Below are 17,278 nucleotides of genomic sequence, written 5' to 3' on the forward strand. Positions count from 1 at the left end.
GTCTCTCCATGTCGCATCGAAATCTGGTTCTGACCGCCGCCGTGCTGGCGGGCGGACTGTCCGGCTTCCGGGCGCACGGCGCGGAAGACCGGCCGTCCGCGGCGGTCGTCGGCGACTGGGTGGGGGCCATCGAGGAGGGCGGCCAGCGCCTGCGCATCGCCGTGCACCTGCGCCGCGACGGCGAGGCCCTGGCCGGCGTGGTCGACAGTCCGGACCAGGGCGCGTTCGGCCTTCCGCTCGCCAACATCCGGGCCACGGCGGCCGGCTTCAGCTTCGACCTGCCGTCGGTCCAGGGCCGCTACGAGGCTCAGTGGGATCCCGCGCGCCAGGTCCTGACCGGCGGCTGGAGCCAGGCGGGCGCAACGCTGCCGCTCACCCTCAAGCGCGGCGGCTATCCGTTTCCCTTCTCCGCCCGCTGGGACGCGCCGCCCGCGCCCGGCCTGGCCTACACGCCCGCCAAGGCCGCCCGGCCGCGCGTCGGGCCCAGGGTTCGGGTCGGCAAGTGCGTGAACATCTCCGGCGCCCTCGACGCCCCGACGGAGAGCGCCTGGGGCCCGCCGATCACCGACGACGACTTCACGATCATCAAGGCCGCCGGCTTCTCCACCGTGCGCCTGCCCGTCGCCTTTTCCCGCCACGCCGCCGAGGCCGCGCCCTATGCGATCGACCCGGTGTTTCTCGCCCGCGTGCGCCATGTGGTCGAGCAGGCGACCGCCGCCGGCCTGAACGTCATGCTCGACATGCACAACTACGACGCAGTGATGCGCGACCCCGAAGGCCAGGCCGACCGCTATACGGCGCTCTGGCGGCAGGTGGCGACGCGGTTCGCCGACGCGCCGCCGAGCGTCTGGTTCGAACTGCTCAACGAGCCGTACGACAAGCTCGACAACGACAATCTCGGCCGGCTCTACGCCCCGGCGCTGGCGGCGATCCGCCAGACCAATCCGCGGCGGATCGTGGTGGTCGGGCCGCAATGGAACAATCTCGACAAGATGCTGGCTTTCGCCATGCCGAATGACCCCTATGTCGTGCCCAGCTTCCACTATTACGACCCGTTCCTGTTCACCCACCAGGGCGCGGCCTGGGCGGATCCGACCCCGCCGATCGGCCGGCCGTTCGGCTCGGCCGAGGACAAGGCCGAGCTCGATCGCGGGCTCGACAAGGTGCGCGGCTACATCGCCAGGACCGGGCGGGTGCCGATCCTGGGCGAATACGGCGTGCAGGACGATCCCCGGGTGCCGCTGGCCCAGCGGGTCCGCTATTACGGCGCCGTGAGCGCCGCCTTCGCCTCGGTCGGCGTCGACAGCTGCGCCTGGGGCTACCGCACGGGTTTCCGCCTGCGGGACGGCGACCACTGGCTGCCGGGGCTGGTCGAGGCGATCAAGACGACCCGGCCATGATCCTTGGCGTTCGGTTCCCGCCCATTCCGTCCCCGCCTGTGGATAGGTGATCACACTCGCGTCAACAGGCGCAGCCTTCGGCGGCCAAGCTCGTTGAGGACTCCGGCGACGCAAAAAGCGTGGCTGGAGGGCTGGGCATGGCGAGACACGACATCCACTTCCGCGACCGGCGCCCCTCGCGCGCGGTCTTCATCGTCCTGGGCCTGGCCCTGTGGCTGGTGCTGGGCCTGCTCAGCCAGGCGGGGTTCCAGCTGCTGGGGTGACGCGGCGGCGCTCTCCTGTCGCGCTACGATTTGCCGCGTTTGATCCTGGGGGTTGAGTCTGTACGGTCCCGCTGTGGCGCGCAACGATGCGCCGCGGGGAAGGGCGGGCGATGCACAGGCGTCTGGTCAGTCGAATTCGGGCGGGGCGCCTGCCCTACGCCAGCTTGGCCATGGTCGGGCTGATGCTGTGGCTGGCCCTGGGCCTGATCGTCCGCGCGGTGTTCCTGCTGCTGGCCGGCCGGTGACGGGCGGCCCAAATCTGCTACATCGGCGCTCATGTTCCGCCAGCGCCCCGATTCCGATCTGCTCGTCCAAGGCTGGGTGGTCGGGGTGATGGTCGAGGTCGCCGGCGAGCGCCTGCCGGTCCGCCACTATTTCGCGGTCGGCAAGCCCGACCGGGCTCAGGCCGAATGGGCGGCGGTCGACCTGGCCATGGCCACGGGGCCGGTCGCCTCCAGCCCGTCCGGCGGCCGCGAGCCGGTCGAGGCCCTGCGCGAGGTGGTCGCCTACCGCATGCGCGAGCTGGGCCTGAAGCCGGGCGAGGCCCGCGCCCTGGGCGACAAGTTCCCCCGCCGCTGGCTGCCGAGCTGAAGGCGAGGCCGCGTCCAGGCGCTCTTTCCTTCCGCTCGCGCCCAGGTCATCCTCCGGCCGAACCAAACCTTGGGGGATGCTTATGTCACGCCAGCCATGGGCCGCGCTCGGCCTGATCGTCGCCCTGGGCCTGGGCGGCGTCGCCTGTTCGCAGCCCGCGCCGGCGCCGGCGGGGCCGCCGCCGCCCAACGACTACGCCCGCGACGACGCCTGGCTGTGCCGGCCCGGCCGCCAGGACGCCTGCGCCGCCGACCAGACCGCCACGGTGATCGCCGCCGACGGCGGGACGACGATCGAGCCGTTCAAGCCCGACCCCAAGGCGCCGATCGACTGCTTCTACGTCTATCCCACGGTGTCGAGCGATCCGGGCGGCAACAGCGACATGGTCCCCGACCTGCCGGAGAAGGCGGTCGTCGCCCACCAGCTGGCGCGCTTTGGCCAGGTCTGCCGGCTGTACGCCCCCGTCTACCGCCAGGTGACCATCGCCGCCCTGCGCAAGGTGATGATGGGCCAGGCCTCGCCCGGCGACGGCGACCTGGCCTATGGCGACGTGCGCGACGCCTGGAAGCATTACCTGGCCCACGACAATCACGGCCGCGGCGTGGTGCTGATCGGCCATTCGCAGGGCTCGCGCATCCTGCTCGACCTGATCGCCCGCGAGATCGACGGCAAGCCGGTGCAGAAGCAGCTGGTCTCGGCCCTGATCCTGGGCATGAACACTCCGGTCGACCCGGCGACCGGGCGCTACGGCTCGCTGCCCCTGTGCCGCCAGGCCGGCCAGACCGGCTGCGTGATCTCCTATGTCTCGTTCCGCGCCGACAGCCCGCCGTCGGACAAGAGCTTCTTCGGCAAGGTCGCCGAGCCGGGCAAGACGGCCGCCTGCGTCAATCCCGCCGCCCTGGCCGGCGGCCCGGCGACGCTGCACAGCTATTTCAGCGACCGCACGATCATGGGCTCGGCCATGCGGCCGGCCACCACCTGGGCCAAGGGGGCGGAGGTCACGACGCCCTTCGTCGAGCTGCCGGGCCTGGTCTCGGGCGAGTGCGTCAGCCACGACGGCTTCGACTATCTGGCGATCACCGTCCATCCCGACCCCGCCGATCCCCGCACCGACGACATCCCCGGCGACCTGCTGGCCATGGGCATGCGGGTCAAGGACTGGGGCCTGCACCTGGTCGACGTCAACCTGACGATCGGCGACCTGGTCGAGGTGGTCGCGGCCCAGTCCAAAGCCTACGGGGCGAAGGCCAAGTAGCGGACTATTTCGTCACGCTCTTGAACACCGTCACCCCCAGGACGGCGAACAGCACGAAGCCGACCAGGAACAGGAAGAACAGGATCTTGGCGACACCCGCCGCCGCGCCGGCGATGCCGGTGAAGCCCAGGGCGCCGGCGATCACGGCGACGACGGCCAGGATGAGGGCCCATTTCAGCATGATGGTTTCCTTCCAGGGCTTGGCCCGCCTGCTGCGGGTCTCGCTCAGGCAAACGCGTCCTCGACGCGCGGTGTTCCTTGTTTTCGCCGCCCAGGCTGGGTAACCCATTCCCATGGCCTCCAAGCCCGAAAGCCCGACCGAACCCTTCAAGCGCGCCCTGGCCCACGCGGCGCGGTCGCTCGCCGAGACCCCCGACCTGGAGGTGGTGTTCTCGGGCGAGGGGCCCAGCCTGGTCGGCAAGCGCGCGGTGCTGCCGCACCCGCCGCGCGACCTCAATTCCCGGGAAGCCGCCCGCATCCGCGGCCTCGCCGACCAGATGGCCCTGCGCCTGGCCCACCACGACCCGGTCGCCCACGCCCGGGCCCGGCCCGGCTCGCCCGACGGCCAGGCGGCCTTCGAGGCCATCGAACAGGCCCGGCTGGAGGCGATCGGCAGCAATGCCCTGGGCGGGGTGCGCGCCAACCTGACCGCAGCGCTGGAGGCCCGGCTCGAAAAGCAGGGCCTGACCCGCAACATCGCCACCGACCGCCAGGCCGCCCCGATGGCCGAGATCCTGTCGCTGATGGTCCGCGAGCGCCTGACCGGCGACACCCCGCCCGACGGGGCCAAGGCCCTGGTCGACATCCTGCGCGCCGACATCGAGGCCCGGGCCGGCAAGGACCTCGACCGCCTGCTGGCCTCGATCGACGACCAGGCCGCCTTCGCCCGCGTCACCCGCGAGATCCTCCGCGACCTCGACCTGGGCGAGGAGATGTCCGAGGCCACCGAACAGTCGGACGAGGACGAGGGCGACGAGGACCAGAACACCGAGGCCGCCGACGACGACCAGGGCGAAGGCGAGGGCGACCAGTCCGACGGCGCCTCGCCGCAGGAGACCGAGAGCTCCGAGCGCGAGACCGAGGCCGGCGACGAGGAGATGGTCCAGTCCGACGACCAGGGCGAGGCCGAGGACACCGAGGAGGCGCCGGAGATGGGCGACGGCGCCAAGCCGGCCCGTCCCGACGCCGGCCAGGGCCCGGCCGGCGAGCCGCCCTACAAGGTCTTCACCACCGCCCATGACGAGGTGGTGCCGGCCGAGGACCTGTGCGACGCCGACGAGCTGACCCGGCTGCGGGCCTATCTCGATCAGCAGCTGGCGGCCTTCTCCAGCGTGGTCTCGCGCCTGGCCAACAAGCTGCAGCGCCGGCTGCTGGCCCAGCAGAACCGCGCCTGGACCTTCGACCTGGAGGAGGGGATGCTCGACGTCGCCCGCCTGACCCGGGTGATCATCGACCCCACCGCCCCGCTGTCGTTCAAGCAGGAGGAGGACGTCGAGTTCCGCGACACGGTCGTCACCCTGCTGATCGACAATTCCGGCTCGATGCGCGGCCGGCCGATCATGGTGGCGGCGGTCTGCGCCGACATCCTGGCCCGCACCCTGGAGCGCTGCGCGGTCAAGGTCGAGGTGCTGGGCTTCACCACCCGGGCCTGGAAGGGCGGCAGCGCCCGCGACGAGTGGATCAAGGCCGGCAAGCCGCCGGCCCCCGGCCGCCTCAACGACCTGCGCCACATCATCTACAAGAGCGCCGACGCCCCGTGGCGGCGGGCCCGCAAGAACCTCGGCCTGATGATGCGCGAGGGGCTGCTGAAGGAGAACATCGACGGCGAGGCCCTGATGTGGGCCCACCAGCGGCTGATCGGCCGGCCTGAAGCCCGCCGCATTCTGATGGTGATTTCCGACGGCGCGCCGGTGGACGACTCCACCCTCAGCGTCAATTCGGGCCACTATCTGGAGCGCCATTTGCGCCAGGTCATCGCCGAGATCGAGACCCGCAGTCCGGTCGAGCTGATCGCCGTCGGCATCGGCCATGACGTCACCCGCTACTACCGCCGGGCCGTGACCATCGTCGATGTCGAGCAGCTGGGCGGGGCCCTGGTCGACCAGCTGGCCGGGCTGTTCGACGAGGAGCCCAAGGCGGTCAAGCGGGCCCGGGGCCTGCTGGCCGCGCCGCCGACCGTGCAGCCGTCCGCGCCGAAACCGGCTCGCAAGGTTCCGGCGTGATCGGAGGCTGGCGCACCCTGCTGGTGGCCGGGCTGGCCACCGCCTCGCTGTCGCAGTGCGGCAAGAAGCCGGAGCCGGCGGTGCTGCCGGTCGCCCCGGTCAAGGTCGGGCCCGAGATCAGCCTGGTCACCACGCCCGTGCCGCTGACCACCGCCAATCCGCCGCCGGCCGCCCTGGCGGCGGGGGCGATCGGCCGCTTCGTCTATGCCGGCGGCGTGGCCGTCAGCAGCCCCGACACCGCCCGCCTGCACGGCCTGTCGGACCTGAAGATCGCCCCCAACGGCGCGATCGTCGCGGTCAGCGACGACGGCGACCTGTTCGAGGCCCGGCTGAAGCTGGACGAGGCCGGCCGGCTGGTCGGCCTGACCGACGGCAAGCTCTCGCCGCTGAAGGGTCCCGACGGCCAGCCGCTGCAGGGCAAGGACAAGGCCGACGCCGAGGGCCTGGCGCTGATGCCCAATGGCGACCGGCTGGTCAGCTTCGAGCGCGACGCCCGCATCTGGCTCTATCCGCGGCTGGCGGACGGCAGCTTCGGCCCGCCGCGCCCGGCCCCGATGCCGGCCACCACCTTTCCCGACAACGAAGGCATGGAGGCCCTGACCGCCTATCCGATCGCCGGGCCGGACGCCTATCTGGTCGGCGGCGAGGAGGGCGAGACCTGGCTGTGCCGGCTGTCGACCAGCTGCCAGGGCCTGGCCCCGCAGTCGCCGCCCGACTTCACCTGGGGCCTGACCGCCTTCGCCAGCTTCGAGGGTCAGGCCATCGCCACCCTGCACCGGGCGCTGGACCCGATTCGCGGCTGGCGCGCCCAGGTGCGGTTCGTGGTCGATCCCCGCGCCCCGGCCGCCAAGCAGGTCTGGGCCGCCAGCCTGACCCTGGACGGGGCGGTCAGCCGCGACAATTTCGAGGGCCTGGCCCTGACCCGCACCCCGGCCGGGGCGACCCGGGTCTATCTGCTGGCCGACGACAACGACATGAGCTTCGAGCGCACCCTGCTGATGGCCTTCGACTGGACCGCCCCGCCGCCGGCCCCGCCCGCCCCGCCCGCGCCGCCGAAGGTCAGGAAGCCCCGTCGGCGTTAGGGGGCTGAGGGGGATTTCCGGGCCCATGCGGATCGGGCGCGGCTTGAAAATGACACCAGCGGCAGCTGATTTCCGAACGTTCTCACCCTCCTATAACTTCGTCATCCCGGGCCTCGTGCCCGGGACCCATCGTTCAGCCGACGGTGAAGCGCAATGGCGCGCTGGCGCGCCACTTCGCTGCCCTTGCGGCGGATAAATGGGTCCCGGGCACAAGGCCCGGGATGACGGCGAGAAGGGGAAAGCGAGGAATTGGAGAGGACTTGAACTCGAAGCGCTGGGTATGAGCGCGTGTCCTCATTTTGGCTCCGGCGCCCAGATCCGCGCCGCCTTGCAGCTCGCCGTGTCGCGCCGAACACGGGCCGAAGTAGTTTCTTGTGCAACGCAACATTCTCGTTGACTGACAACGTTGTCATGTTACCGGTACCTATGACGGCTGAGCGGGCGAGATCCCAACGGCCGTCAGAGGAACGCGTCGGGAGGTGGTTGAACCCCAACCCCCTTTCGGAACTAAGATCATGAAGAAGATGTTTGTCCTGGCCGCCACGGCCATGGTTCTGACCACCGCCTCGTCGGCCTTCGCCGCCGAGCAGCACGTCAAGGTTCGCGGCCGCACCGCCGCCGAGGTCCACGCCGACATCGTCGCCGCGGCCACCAGCGTCTGCCGCGAAGAACTCAGCGGCTATGACAGGGACGCGATCACCTACTGCATCCGCGACACCACCCGCGACGCGGTCCGCCGCGTCGACAGCCCGATCCTGACCGCCTACGACAAGGCCGCCTTCCGGCCCAGCGGCCTGCAGAAGGTCAGCTTCTAAGGCCAAGCGGCCTTTGATTTCGACCCTTCACGCCTAATCAGCCCGTCATCCCGGGCCTTGTGCCCGGGACCCAGGGTTCAGCTGACGGTGCGCTGCCTTGGCGCGCCAGCGCGCCACGCCTCCGCCCTTGCGGCGGACAGATGGGTCCCGGGCACGAGGCCCGGGATGACGGCGAAGGGGAGCGAGGGGGCGAACTCAAGAGCCCTTGGTATTAAGGACGAGTCGGGCGGTCTCCGCCCCGCTCCGCCGCTCATCCCGGCCCAGCCGGGATGAGCGGACGGGCTTCCGCTTAGTAGTAGCGGTACTCGTAGTGGCAGTTCTTCTTCTTGGAATTGTGCTTGGCGATCTGGTTGCCGGCGACCGCGCCGACCACGCCGCCGAGCACGGCGCCTTCGGTCTTGTTGCCGTGACCGGCCACGACCGCGCCGAGGGTGCCGCCGGTCAGGCCGCCGACCACCGTGCCCTTGTTGCGGGCGCTCTTGGTGCTCTTGCAGACCAGCACGCGGTGACGCGACTGATGGGCGTCGGCGGCAGTGACCGCGACGGTGGACGCCGTGAAGCCGAGAGCGACTACGACGGCGAGAGTTTTCAGTTGGGCGCGCATGGCGGCCTCCGTTTCTGTGTTGTCCTTGAGTCAAGAACGCTCAAGCTTGGGTTCGGTTCGCAACGTGCGATAAGCCACTGTCGGCTGTTCGACCTGAACCGGGGATGAAACGGCGCCGTCGGCGCCGTTCATCCCTTGTCCAGCTTAGCCCTGCACGCGGTAGCGACCTTCGGCGTCGGGGCAGACCCGCACGTAGCGGGTCTCGGTCCGGCCGTTATAGTCGGTCGGGGCCGGGGCCAGACGACAGCGGCGGCTGTAGTTTTCGTAGTCGGCGCCGACGCTGGCCCGGTACTGGCTGCTTTCGCGATAGGGCACGGTGTCGTCATAGGTCCAGTAGGCGCCCTGGGCGTCGCAGCGGTTCTTGGTCGCGGCGTTGCCGATGCCGGCCCCGACGCCCGCCCCGACCACGGCCCCCAGCACCGTGCCTTCCGGCTTGGCGTTGCGGGCGGCCAGGTTCGAGCCGGCCACCGCCCCGATCAGCGCCCCGATCACCCCGCCGGCCACGGCGTTCTTCTTGGCGTCGGTGCGGCAGGGCTCGGTGTAGGAGGCGTTGTCGCCATAGGCCCCGGCATAGGGCGAGGTGTAGCGCGTCGCGTATTCCGGATAGCGGCGGTCATAGGCCCCGTCGCCATAGCGGCGGTCGTAGTCGGCGCGGGCGCGCTCATAGTCGGCCCGGTCGCGGTCATACTGGGCGCGCTGGTCCAGATAGTCGCGATTGTCGCCATAGGCGCGGCCATCGCCGCTGAACCGCGCGGCGCCGTCGGGATAGCGACGGTCATAGGCCCCCATGCCGTACTGGCGGTCGTAGTCGCGCCGAGCGTCTTCATAGGCCTGGCGGTCGCGCCAGGTCGGGCTGACATAGCGCGCGGCATATTGCGGATAGCGGCGGTCATAGGCCCCGACGCCGTGGCGACGGTCGTAGCGGGCGCGGGCGCGCTCGTACTGGGCGCGGTCGGCCTCGTAGGCTTGCCGCTCGGCCTGGTAGTCAGCCGACCGTTGCTCATAGTCGGCGCGCTGGTCGCCGTAGGTCTGGAGGCGTTGCTGGTAGGCCGGGTCGGGCGAGGCGTATTGCGCCAGAGCAGGCGCGGCGGGGCTGAAGGCGATGGCCGAGGCCATCAACCAGGCTGAATATTTGGAAGTCATCGACAGTCTCCGTTCGGACGAACGGACCGACGGCGGGCCCCCTGAAGCGGGTCGCCAATCCTTTGTGTCCCTGAGACTTAAAGCCCCGGCGACAGTGAAGGTTCCATCGGCGGCGATCTCGTCGAACTGTCAGGCGGGCTTGGTCACCGTCATCATGTAGTTGATGTCGACATCGGCCGAGCGGCTCCAGCGGCCGGTCAACGGGTTGTAGGCGACGCCGAACGGGCCCTGCATCGCCACGGGCTCGCTCGCCAGGAAGGCGCGAAGCTCGTCGGGCTTGAGGAACTGCTTCCAGTCGTGGGTGCCGGGCGGCACCCAGCGTAGCACGTACTCGGCCCCGATCTTGGCCAGGGCCAGGGCCTTGAGCGTGCGATTGAGCGTGGCGACGATCATCAGGCCGCCGGGCGCCAGCAGCCGCGCGCAGGTGCGCAGGAACTCGCCGGGATCGGCCACGTGTTCGATGACCTCCATGGTCAGCACCACGTCGAACGGCCCCGCGCCCTCGGCCAGCAGCTGTTCGGCGGTGGCGGGACGGTAGCCGATCGCCAGCCCCTGTTCGGCGGCGTGGGCGGCGGCGGTCTTGATGTTGTTCTCCGAGGCGTCGATGGCGGTGACGTCGAAGCCCAGCCGCGCCATCGGCTCGCTGAGCAGGCCGCCGCCGCAGCCGATGTCGAGCAGGCTCAGGCCCTCGAACGGCGTGCGGGCGTTGCCGTCGCGCTCGAACCGCGCCAGGGCCTGCTCCCGGATGAAGCCCAGCCGGCAGGGATTAAAGACGTGCAGCGGCGCGAACTTGCCGCGCGGGTCCCACCATTCGGCCGCGATGGCCGAGAACCGCGCCACGTCGGTGGGGTCGATGCTCCAGGAGGGGGGGGCGGAAACGGGCTGGGTCATGGTCAGCGTATGAGCACGACTTCGACCGGAAGGTCCAGATCGGCCCAGGCGCGATCCGTGGTCATGGCGGGCAGCTTTTCGCGAATGGCCAGGGCCAGGCACGCGCGGTCGCCCAGGGACAGGCCCTTGTGGCGGGTGGCGGCGCGGAGGAGGGCGGTCCGCATGGCCAGATCGCGATCGAAATCGGCGACGACGAGCGAAAAGTCGTTCAGTTGGCGATCGACCTGATCGGGCGACAGGCCGCTGTCCAGCAACTTGGACATCACTTCGGCGAGATTGACCGCGCTGATCGCGGCGCCGGGCAAGGCGACCGCGACGTGCTCCCGGCCCCGTTCCCGAAAGGCCAGGGCGAGGATCGCCGAAGAGTCCACCACGACCTCAGTCGTCACGGCGCACCCTGGCCCGGACCATCCCGCTTTCAAGGGTTTCGATCGCGGCTTCGCGCCGACGCTCCTCGATCAGGTCTTCCGAAGCCAGCATGCCGGGAGGCGGCGGCTGGGCCTGTCGGGCCTTCATGAGCCGAATCCCGGTCATGCCGCTGACAAGCGTAAAGCTCTCCTCGCCCAGGTCGGCGATGATGACGCCGCCTGGCCCAGCGCCCAGCGCCTTCAGCACCTCGGGCGGCAAGACCACCGAGCCGTTCGCCTCGACGGTCAGGAAATAGGTATGGGGCGGCGTGTACTGAAAGGGCTTGGCGTCGGCCTCGGCCATGCCGTCGGCCGCCATTGAGGTCAGCCGGGGCGGACCGGGCTCCTCCAGCACGTTCCACACATGCTGATACCGCTTGCCGAGGATGCGGGCGATCTCGGCGCGGGGATAGCCGGCGGCGGCCAGGGCGCGGATCTTGCCGGCGACGGTCTTTTGGCCCCGCAGCAGCGTTTCAAGGTCGGGCGACATGGCGGTTCTCCATCATACGGAAAACAGGTAGGTAGTTAGGTAGGTTGCGGTAAATGAGTCAAGCCGCCGGCCCCGCGACGAAAAAGACAGCTTGGCGACATTGCCGTTGCGCCGTCGCGCCGCTAGAAGACCGCGGCTTGCGCGTACGGCGAGGTTCCGCCGCTCGCGACGCAAGAATTGACCTTAGGTTTTGACGGGGTAGGGCGTGTCACGTCTGGTGATGAAGTTCGGCGGCACCTCGGTGGCCGACCTGGAGCGCATCCGCCGGGTGGCGCGCCTGGTCGCGGCCGAGGTCGCGACCGGCAAGCAGGTGGCGGTGGTGGTCTCGGCCATGTCGGGCAAGACCAACGAGCTGGTGGCCTGGACCGACGGCTCGGGCCGCGCGGCCCAGGGCCTGCCGGAATCGGACGACGAGTACGACGCCGTCGTCGCCTCGGGCGAGCAGGTGACCGCCGGCCTGCTGGCCATGACCCTGCGCAACATGGGCCTGAACGCCCGCTCGTTCCTGGGCTGGCAGGTGCCGATCCTGACCGACGACGCCCACGGCCGGGCCCGCATCGAGGACATCCCGCCGGCCAATCTGGAAGCCGCCTTCGCGGCCGGCCAGATCGCGGTGATCGCCGGCTTCCAGGGCGTGACCCCCGACCAGCGCATCACCACCCTGGGCCGGGGCGGCTCGGACACCAGCGCTGTGGCCATCGCCGCGGCCCTGAAGGGCGCCTGCGACATCTATACCGACGTCGACGGCGTCTACACGACCGACCCTCGGATCGAGAGCAAGGCCAGGCGCCTGGCCAAGATCTCCTACGAGGAAATGCTGGAAATGGCCTCGCTGGGGGCCAAGGTGCTGCAGACTCGCTCGGTCGAGATGGCCATGGCCCATCGCGTCCCGGTGCGGGTGCTGTCGAGTTTCGTCGAGCCGGGCGAAGCCCCGGGCCAAGGTACGATCGTCTGCGACGAGGAAGAAATCATGGAAAAGCGCATCGTCTCGGGCGTCGCCTATAGCCGCGACGAAGCCAAGATCACCCTGCTGGGCCTGCCCGACCATCCGGGCGTGTCGTCGCAGATCTTCGGCCGGCTGGCCGAGGCCAACGTCAATGTCGACATGATCGTGCAGTCGCGCGCCCGCAGCGCCGACACCGCCAACATGGAGTTCACGGTCGGCAAGCGCGACGCCGTCCGCGCCGTCGAGATCGTCCGCAAGGCCCAGAAGGAGATCGGCTTCGAGGACGTGGCGGTCAACGAGGACGTCGCCAAGGTGTCGGTGATCGGGGTGGGCATGCGCAGCCACGCCGGCGTCGCCCAGTCGATGTTCCAGGCCCTGGCCGAGAAGAACATCAACATCCAGGTCATCTCGACCTCGGAGATCAAGATCTCGGTCCTGATCGACGCGGCCTATACCGAGCTGGCGGTGCGGGCCCTGCACGCGGCCTACGGGCTGGACCAGCTGTAGTCGAGCGCGGAGGGACGCCCCCTCCGTCGGCTTCGCCGCCACCTCCCCCGTTGCACGGGGGAGGAGAAGGACCCTCGCTCCTCACCCGCATCGCGGGGGAGGTGGCGCGCTGCGAATACGCAGCGTGACGGAGGGGGCGTCCCGGAGCGTTAGCAAAACGTCGCCTTCTGACGTTATGACGTCAAAACGTCACCCCCAGGAGCGCCCATGTCGGTCTTCCATTTCGATCCCGAGAAGAAGTCCGTCACCTTCGCCGGCGAGGCGGGGCTGGAGCTGCTGTACGACCTGCTGCTGCGGGCCAAGTTCGGCGACGGCTATGAGAAGCCGCTGCTGGTCAGCCCGTGGCTGGCCTCGCTGCTGCGCAAGCTCGACCAGGCCCTGCCCGACGACGGCCAGTGGTTCCCCGAGCAGCCCGGCCGGCCGGTGTTCGACGAGGACGACCTGCTGGCCATGGGCGACGCGGTGATCGAGGAAGGCCATACCGTCGGCTGGTGGACCATGACCGAGCCGGAGAAGCGGGCCTATCTGCGCGAGGTGATCGCCGCCCCGCACCCCCTGACCGACGCCGAGGTCGCGTTCATCGAGCGCGACATCGATGGCGCCGTCGAGCAGGCCCGCCAGCTGGTCGCGGCGGTCAGCGAGCCCCTGGCCCAGCCGGGTCACGGCTAGGGACGTCCACCCGACCTTGACGTCATATTTGAAATAGTATTCTCTATTGAAATCCCCCCGCATCGCGTAGCCTCTCCGAAAAATGCGGGAGGGAATGTCATGCTGGCTCGTCGCCACCTGTTGCTCGGGGCCGCCGCCGCCGCCTTCGCGCCGCCCGCGCTGAGCGCCCAGGTCCTGACCGACGAGCAGCGATCGGCCCTGAAGACCGCCAACACCGACCCAACCCTGGCGCCCGACCTGCTGCTGTCCGAGCAGGACATGGCCTGGTGGCGCGACGCCAAGTTCGGCGTCTTCGTCCATTGGGGGCTCTATGCGATCCCGGCCCAGGGCGAGTGGCGCATGTTCAACGACAAGGTTTCGCCGGAAGCCTACGCGAGGCTCGCCGCGGAATTCCACCCCCGTCACTATGACCCCGACAGCTGGGTCGCGCTGGCGAAGGCGGCGGGCGCCCGCTACATGGTGCTCACGACGCGCCACCACGACGGCTTCGCCCTGTGGGACAGCCCGGCCAGCTACCGCCATTTCGACGCCATGCATTCGGCGGCCCATCGCGACCTGGTCGCCCCGTTCGTCGACGCCGTCCGCCGCCAGGGGCTTCGCGTCGGTCTCTACTATTCGCCGATCGACTGGCGCTTCCCGGCCTATTTCCGGCCGAAGGAACTGCCGGACAACGCCGCCCTGTTCAAGCGCCAGACCTACGCCCAGGTCGAGGAGCTGATGCGCCGCTATGGCCGCATCGACGTGCTGTGGTGGGACGGCGGCTGGCTGGCGCACAAGGGCACGGACGCCGACGCCGCCTGGTTCTGGGAGCCCGACAAGCTGAACCGCATGGTGCGCAAATACCAGCCGAAGATCGTCATCAACCCCCGCTCGGGCTGGCAGGGCGACAACCAGGTCGAGGAAGGCGGCGCGCCGATCAAGGGCCCAATCCGCGCCCGTCCGTGGGAAAAGGCCTTCACGATCAACACGCGCGCCTGGGGCTACACGCCCGAAGACAATGTCCTCAGCGCCGACCAGGTGGTGCGGCTGCTGGTCGACGCCGTGGTGCGCAACGGCAATATCATCGCCAATGTCGGTCCCGATCCCGACGGCGTCATTCCGCCCAGGCAGACCGAGACGCTGAAGGGCGTCGGGCTCTGGCTGGAGCGCCACGGCCGGGCCGTCTACGGCACGCGGCCGGGGCCGTTGCAGCCGGTCGACGGCGTCTATGGCGCGACGACCGCCGGCGACAGCGTCTTTGTCCACATCGTCGGCTGGCCCGCCGACGAACTGTTGCTGCCGCCTCTGCCCCGGAAGGTCGTCGAGGCCCGGAACCTGTCCGGCGAGACGGTCCGGTGGACGGCCGACGCCAAGGGCCATACCCTGGCCGTGCCGCCGTCGTCGCGCGGATCGGCCGTCACCGTCATCGAACTGAGGCTGGCGCCGGAAGCGGCATAGATGACGCGCTGATTGCCGCTGAGGTCGTAGGCACGATGACCGAGTTGATCGCCCAGCTGTCCCTGCGCCGCTACGGCGCCGACGCCGATCCGCACGTGCATGACGATTTCGACCAGATCGTCCTGCCTCGGCGGGGCGTGCTGGAGATGGAGATCGACGGCCGCGGCGGCCGGGTCCAGGCCGGGCAGGCGGCCCTGGTCCGCTGCGGGACCCGCCACGCCTTCGCCGCGGCCGGCGACAACCTGTTCGTGGTGGCCAATATCGGCGCCGAGCTGATCGCGCCGTTCGAAGGACTGAGGGAGCGCGCCTTCCTGCCGGTCGATGCGCCGGTGCGCGGCCTGCTCGACTACATCGCCGGCGACGCGGCGGGCGAGGTGGACGACGCCGTGGCGGCCCTGTGGGCGCCGCTGCTGCTGCGCGGCCTGGCCGCCGCCCCGTCGATCGCCGATCCGCGCCTGGCCCGGGCCGCGGCCCGGGTCGAGCGCGACTTCGCCCGGCCGCTGGCGGTCAAGGCCCTGGCCGTCGAGGCGGGCATGAGCCAGAGCCGCTTCTTCGCCGCCTTCGCCGCGGCGTTCGGCCAGACGCCGCACGGCTACCTGGTCGACGCGCGCCTGCGGGCGGCGCAGCGACTGCTGTCGGAGACGTCGCTGTCGATCGCCCAGGTCGCGCTCCGCACGGGGCACGCCGACCAGAGCGCCCTGACCCGGGCCATGCGGACGCGGCTGGGAACGACGCCGGGGGCGTGGCGGCAAAGGCGCATTTAAACCGCTCATCCCGGCGAATGCCGGGACCCAGATGGAATGGCATTTGGGCTGACGCCAAAGGACTCCGAGCCCTTCCAATCATCCACACCGCTATGGGATCTGGGTCCCGGCATTCGCCGGGATGAGCGGATGTATTGGAGGTTTTGCCTAAACACCCGGAGCTTTCGCCAAGCCTCCCACGCTGCGCTCTGCTACCTGCCGGCCATGACCCACCAGCAGCGCCTCCTGATCGGACTTCTCTGCGGCCTCGTCGCCGGGGCCTTCTGGGGCGGGGTGTTCCTGGCGCCGGAGCTGCTGGCCGCCTTCACGCCGCTGCAGATGACCGCCGGCCGCTATCTCTGCTACGGCCTGGCCTCGGCGGTTCTGCTGGCGCCCAGCGCGCGCAAGGTGCTGGGCCGGCTGACCCTCGCCGACTGGCGCGACCTGGCGGGGCTGAGCCTGCTGGGCAACATCGTCTACTATGTCGGGCTGGCGGTGTCGGTGCAGATCGCCGGGGTCGCGCCGGCCTCGCTGATCATCGGCCTGCTGCCGGTGACCATCACCCTGGTCGGCGCCAAACCCGGCGAGGGCGTGCCCTTGCGCAAGCTGGCCGCGCCGCTGCTGCTGGTCGCCGCCGGCGTGGTCTGCATCAATCTCGCCGCCTTCCAGACCGCCGGCGGCGTCAGCCCCGGGCGGCTTTCGCTGGGCCTGCTCGCGGCGGCCGGGGCGCTGGCGGTGTGGACGGTCTATGCGGTGTGGAACGCCCGCCGCCTGGCGGCGACGCCGCGCTTCACCAGCCACGAATGGTCGCTGCTGACCGGGGTGGTCACCGGCCTGCTGTCGCTGCTGCTGATCGTCCCGGCCTTCGCCCAAGGCCGGGCGCATGCGCAAGGCGACTGGCTGCTGTTCGGCGGCGTCAGCCTGGCCGTGGCCCTGGGGGCCTCGGTGATCGGCAACGGCCTGTGGAACGCCGCCAGTCGCCTGTTGCCGCTCAGCCTGTCGGGCCAGCTGATCGTCTTCGAGACCCTGTTCGCCCTGCTGTACGGCTTCCTGCACGAGGGCCGATGGCCCCACCCCCTGGAGACGGCGGCCATCGTCCTGATGCTGGCCGGGGTGCTGTGGTCGGTGCATCTGCACCGACCGCCGGCCGAGGCTCACCCCGCGCAGTAGGCGATCTCCCCGAACATGACCGCCACCTGAACATCGCCGTTCAGAACGGGTTCAAGGCGCGAATGCGACAAAGGCCTCAACAGCGCCGCACCGGACCTTTCCGGACCTGGCGACGCTTCGCAGATGGAGCAACGCCATGAAGACCTTTGGTAAGTTCACGAAGATCGCCGTCGCCGCGGCCCTGACCGGCGCCGTCGTCCTGCCGGCCTCGGCCGCCCTGGCCGGCGACCGCAGCAACAAGACCGAGCGCGCCATCCTCGGCGCCGTGATCGGCGGCCTCGCCGGCGCGGCCCTGTCGGACGGCGACAACGGCGGCATCGCCATCGGCGCCGTCGCCGGCGCCGCCCTGGGCGCCTCGACGGGCCATGGCGACCGCTACGACCGCGACCACCGCTATTCCAGCGGCTATCGCGACAGCCGCTACGGCGGCGGCTATGGCTCGCGTTACGGCAACGGCTATGGCTACGGCGGCGGCTACGACCGGTCGAGCTATGACAATCGCCATGACCGCGATCATCGCCGCGACCGCTACGACACCCGCTATGACTCCGGCTACGGCGGCGGTTACGGCTATCAGCGCGAGGGCGGCTATTACGGCCAACGCGATGGCGGCTATTACGGCGGCCGCCGCTAAGGCCTGATC

The 17,278-nt window shown here is 70.2% G+C and carries 20 protein-coding genes and 1 pseudogene; 14 read left to right on the plus strand and 7 right to left on the minus strand.

Annotated elements, in window-relative coordinates; genetic code table 11:
* Positions 1 to 8: 8 nt before the first annotated feature.
* The 5 genes from ACIPQB_RS11240 to ACIPQB_RS11260 all read left to right on the plus strand — a co-directional run bounded on the left by ACIPQB_RS11240 (position 9) and on the right by ACIPQB_RS11260 (position 3,509).
* A complete protein-coding gene (locus tag ACIPQB_RS11240; RefSeq protein ID WP_446485310.1) occupies positions 9 to 1,400 on the plus strand; it encodes a glycoside hydrolase family 5 protein in 1,392 nt (463 codons plus the stop codon).
* A 137-nt stretch (positions 1,401 to 1,537) separates the two neighbouring features.
* Positions 1,538 to 1,663 carry a hypothetical protein gene (locus ACIPQB_RS11245; protein WP_446485311.1) on the plus strand — a complete coding sequence of 42 codons (126 nt, stop codon included), beginning with the start codon at positions 1,538 to 1,540 and terminating at the stop codon, positions 1,661 to 1,663.
* 110 nt (positions 1,664 to 1,773) lie between these two features.
* Positions 1,774 to 1,908 carry a hypothetical protein gene (locus ACIPQB_RS11250; RefSeq protein ID WP_446485312.1) on the plus strand — a complete coding sequence of 45 codons (135 nt, stop codon included), beginning with the start codon at positions 1,774 to 1,776 and terminating at the stop codon, positions 1,906 to 1,908.
* 31 nt (positions 1,909 to 1,939) lie between these two features.
* Positions 1,940 to 2,254, plus strand: coding sequence for a hypothetical protein (locus ACIPQB_RS11255; RefSeq protein WP_446485313.1), 315 nt, complete (start codon positions 1,940 to 1,942; stop codon positions 2,252 to 2,254).
* 82 nt (positions 2,255 to 2,336) lie between these two features.
* Positions 2,337 to 3,509: a DUF3089 domain-containing protein gene (locus ACIPQB_RS11260; protein WP_446485314.1), complete on the plus strand. Its 1,173-nt coding sequence runs from the start codon at positions 2,337 to 2,339 to the stop codon at positions 3,507 to 3,509.
* Between the two features lie 4 nt (positions 3,510 to 3,513).
* Here ACIPQB_RS11260 and ACIPQB_RS11265 read toward each other — a convergent pair whose 3' ends face one another.
* A complete protein-coding gene (locus ACIPQB_RS11265; RefSeq protein ID WP_446485315.1) occupies positions 3,514 to 3,690 on the minus strand; it encodes a DUF1328 domain-containing protein in 177 nt (58 codons plus the stop codon).
* A 112-nt stretch (positions 3,691 to 3,802) separates the two neighbouring features.
* Here ACIPQB_RS11265 and cobT point away from each other — a divergent pair, with 112 nt between their 5' ends.
* From cobT to ACIPQB_RS11280, 3 genes are all read left to right on the plus strand, one after another.
* Entirely contained in the window at positions 3,803 to 5,731 is a 1,929-nt protein-coding gene (gene cobT / locus ACIPQB_RS11270) for a cobaltochelatase subunit CobT (protein WP_446485316.1), read from the plus strand.
* Entirely contained in the window at positions 5,728 to 6,813 is a 1,086-nt protein-coding gene (locus ACIPQB_RS11275; RefSeq protein WP_446485317.1) for an esterase-like activity of phytase family protein, read from the plus strand. The genes cobT and ACIPQB_RS11275 overlap by 4 nt, the downstream gene beginning before the upstream one ends.
* A gap of 515 nt (positions 6,814 to 7,328) precedes the next feature.
* Positions 7,329 to 7,628 (plus strand): hypothetical protein, encoded by a 300-nt coding sequence (locus ACIPQB_RS11280; RefSeq protein ID WP_446485318.1) that lies wholly within the window; start codon positions 7,329 to 7,331, stop codon positions 7,626 to 7,628.
* 289 nt (positions 7,629 to 7,917) lie between these two features.
* On the opposite strand, the gene ACIPQB_RS11285 is transcribed toward ACIPQB_RS11280, so the two are convergent.
* The 5 genes from ACIPQB_RS11285 to ACIPQB_RS11305 form a co-directional block, all read right to left on the minus strand.
* Positions 7,918 to 8,232, minus strand: a complete 315-nt coding sequence (locus tag ACIPQB_RS11285) for a glycine zipper domain-containing protein (protein WP_446485319.1) — start codon at positions 8,230 to 8,232, stop codon at positions 7,918 to 7,920.
* 144 nt (positions 8,233 to 8,376) lie between these two features.
* The gene (locus tag ACIPQB_RS11290; protein ID WP_446485320.1) at positions 8,377 to 9,375 is read right to left on the minus strand and encodes a glycine zipper 2TM domain-containing protein; all 999 of its coding nucleotides are present in this window, start codon (positions 9,373 to 9,375) and stop codon (positions 8,377 to 8,379) included.
* Between the two features lie 129 nt (positions 9,376 to 9,504).
* Entirely contained in the window at positions 9,505 to 10,266 is a 762-nt protein-coding gene (gene ubiG, locus ACIPQB_RS11295; RefSeq protein ID WP_446485321.1) for a bifunctional 2-polyprenyl-6-hydroxyphenol methylase/3-demethylubiquinol 3-O-methyltransferase UbiG, read from the minus strand.
* Between the two features lie 2 nt (positions 10,267 to 10,268).
* Entirely contained in the window at positions 10,269 to 10,655 is a 387-nt protein-coding gene (locus tag ACIPQB_RS11300; protein WP_446485322.1) for a type II toxin-antitoxin system VapC family toxin, read from the minus strand.
* Positions 10,645 to 11,163 (minus strand): AbrB/MazE/SpoVT family DNA-binding domain-containing protein, encoded by a 519-nt coding sequence (locus tag ACIPQB_RS11305; protein ID WP_446485323.1) that lies wholly within the window; start codon positions 11,161 to 11,163, stop codon positions 10,645 to 10,647. Before ACIPQB_RS11305 ends, ACIPQB_RS11300 begins: the two co-directional genes overlap by 11 nt.
* A 205-nt stretch (positions 11,164 to 11,368) precedes the next feature.
* On the opposite strand from ACIPQB_RS11305, the gene ACIPQB_RS11310 reads away from it, so the two are divergent.
* A complete protein-coding gene (locus ACIPQB_RS11310; RefSeq protein ID WP_446485324.1) occupies positions 11,369 to 12,616 on the plus strand; it encodes an aspartate kinase in 1,248 nt (415 codons plus the stop codon).
* Positions 12,617 to 12,687: 71 nt separating this feature from the next.
* On the opposite strand, the pseudogene ACIPQB_RS11315 reads toward ACIPQB_RS11310, so the two are convergent.
* Positions 12,688 to 12,759 (minus strand): annotated as a pseudogene (locus ACIPQB_RS11315) (hypothetical protein); the annotation flags it as partial.
* Between the two features lie 64 nt (positions 12,760 to 12,823).
* Between ACIPQB_RS11315 and ACIPQB_RS11320 the strand changes: the two are divergent.
* The 5 genes from ACIPQB_RS11320 to ACIPQB_RS11340 all read left to right on the plus strand — a co-directional run bounded on the left by ACIPQB_RS11320 (position 12,824) and on the right by ACIPQB_RS11340 (position 17,269).
* Positions 12,824 to 13,285 (plus strand): hypothetical protein, encoded by a 462-nt coding sequence (locus ACIPQB_RS11320; RefSeq protein ID WP_446485325.1) that lies wholly within the window; start codon positions 12,824 to 12,826, stop codon positions 13,283 to 13,285.
* A 99-nt stretch (positions 13,286 to 13,384) separates the two neighbouring features.
* The gene (locus tag ACIPQB_RS11325; protein ID WP_446485326.1) at positions 13,385 to 14,722 is read left to right on the plus strand and encodes an alpha-L-fucosidase; all 1,338 of its coding nucleotides are present in this window, start codon (positions 13,385 to 13,387) and stop codon (positions 14,720 to 14,722) included.
* A 35-nt stretch (positions 14,723 to 14,757) separates the two neighbouring features.
* On the plus strand, positions 14,758 to 15,486 hold the full coding sequence (locus tag ACIPQB_RS11330) for a helix-turn-helix domain-containing protein (RefSeq protein ID WP_446485327.1): 729 nt from the start codon (positions 14,758 to 14,760) through the stop codon (positions 15,484 to 15,486).
* Between the two features lie 204 nt (positions 15,487 to 15,690).
* A complete protein-coding gene (locus tag ACIPQB_RS11335; protein ID WP_446485328.1) occupies positions 15,691 to 16,635 on the plus strand; it encodes a DMT family transporter in 945 nt (314 codons plus the stop codon).
* 136 nt (positions 16,636 to 16,771) lie between these two features.
* On the plus strand, positions 16,772 to 17,269 hold the full coding sequence (locus ACIPQB_RS11340) for a glycine zipper 2TM domain-containing protein (RefSeq protein WP_446485329.1): 498 nt from the start codon (positions 16,772 to 16,774) through the stop codon (positions 17,267 to 17,269).
* The last annotated feature ends 9 nt before the right edge of the window (positions 17,270 to 17,278 follow it).

The organism is Caulobacter sp. LARHSG274 (assembly GCF_052871235.1).

Excerpts from the sequence above, each read along its gene's own strand:
- ACIPQB_RS11240 (WP_446485310.1), top strand. The coding sequence starts at position 9 with ATGTCGCATCGAAATCTGGTTCTGACCGCCGCCGTGCTGGCGGGCGGA.
- ACIPQB_RS11245 (WP_446485311.1), top strand. The coding sequence starts at position 1,538 with ATGGCGAGACACGACATCCACTTCCGCGACCGGCGCCCCTCGCGCGCG.
- ACIPQB_RS11250 (WP_446485312.1), top strand. The coding sequence starts at position 1,774 with ATGCACAGGCGTCTGGTCAGTCGAATTCGGGCGGGGCGCCTGCCCTAC.
- ACIPQB_RS11255 (WP_446485313.1), top strand. The coding sequence starts at position 1,940 with ATGTTCCGCCAGCGCCCCGATTCCGATCTGCTCGTCCAAGGCTGGGTG.
- ACIPQB_RS11260 (WP_446485314.1), top strand. The coding sequence starts at position 2,337 with ATGTCACGCCAGCCATGGGCCGCGCTCGGCCTGATCGTCGCCCTGGGC.
- ACIPQB_RS11265 (WP_446485315.1), bottom strand. The coding sequence starts at position 3,690 with ATGCTGAAATGGGCCCTCATCCTGGCCGTCGTCGCCGTGATCGCCGGC.
- cobT (WP_446485316.1), top strand. The coding sequence starts at position 3,803 with ATGGCCTCCAAGCCCGAAAGCCCGACCGAACCCTTCAAGCGCGCCCTG.
- ACIPQB_RS11280 (WP_446485318.1), top strand. The coding sequence starts at position 7,329 with ATGAAGAAGATGTTTGTCCTGGCCGCCACGGCCATGGTTCTGACCACC.
- ACIPQB_RS11285 (WP_446485319.1), bottom strand. The coding sequence starts at position 8,232 with ATGCGCGCCCAACTGAAAACTCTCGCCGTCGTAGTCGCTCTCGGCTTC.
- ACIPQB_RS11290 (WP_446485320.1), bottom strand. The coding sequence starts at position 9,375 with ATGACTTCCAAATATTCAGCCTGGTTGATGGCCTCGGCCATCGCCTTC.
- ubiG (WP_446485321.1), bottom strand. The coding sequence starts at position 10,266 with ATGACCCAGCCCGTTTCCGCCCCCCCCTCCTGGAGCATCGACCCCACC.
- ACIPQB_RS11305 (WP_446485323.1), bottom strand. The coding sequence starts at position 11,163 with ATGTCGCCCGACCTTGAAACGCTGCTGCGGGGCCAAAAGACCGTCGCC.
- ACIPQB_RS11320 (WP_446485325.1), top strand. The coding sequence starts at position 12,824 with ATGTCGGTCTTCCATTTCGATCCCGAGAAGAAGTCCGTCACCTTCGCC.
- ACIPQB_RS11325 (WP_446485326.1), top strand. The coding sequence starts at position 13,385 with ATGCTGGCTCGTCGCCACCTGTTGCTCGGGGCCGCCGCCGCCGCCTTC.
- ACIPQB_RS11330 (WP_446485327.1), top strand. The coding sequence starts at position 14,758 with ATGACCGAGTTGATCGCCCAGCTGTCCCTGCGCCGCTACGGCGCCGAC.
- ACIPQB_RS11335 (WP_446485328.1), top strand. The coding sequence starts at position 15,691 with ATGACCCACCAGCAGCGCCTCCTGATCGGACTTCTCTGCGGCCTCGTC.
- ACIPQB_RS11340 (WP_446485329.1), top strand. The coding sequence starts at position 16,772 with ATGAAGACCTTTGGTAAGTTCACGAAGATCGCCGTCGCCGCGGCCCTG.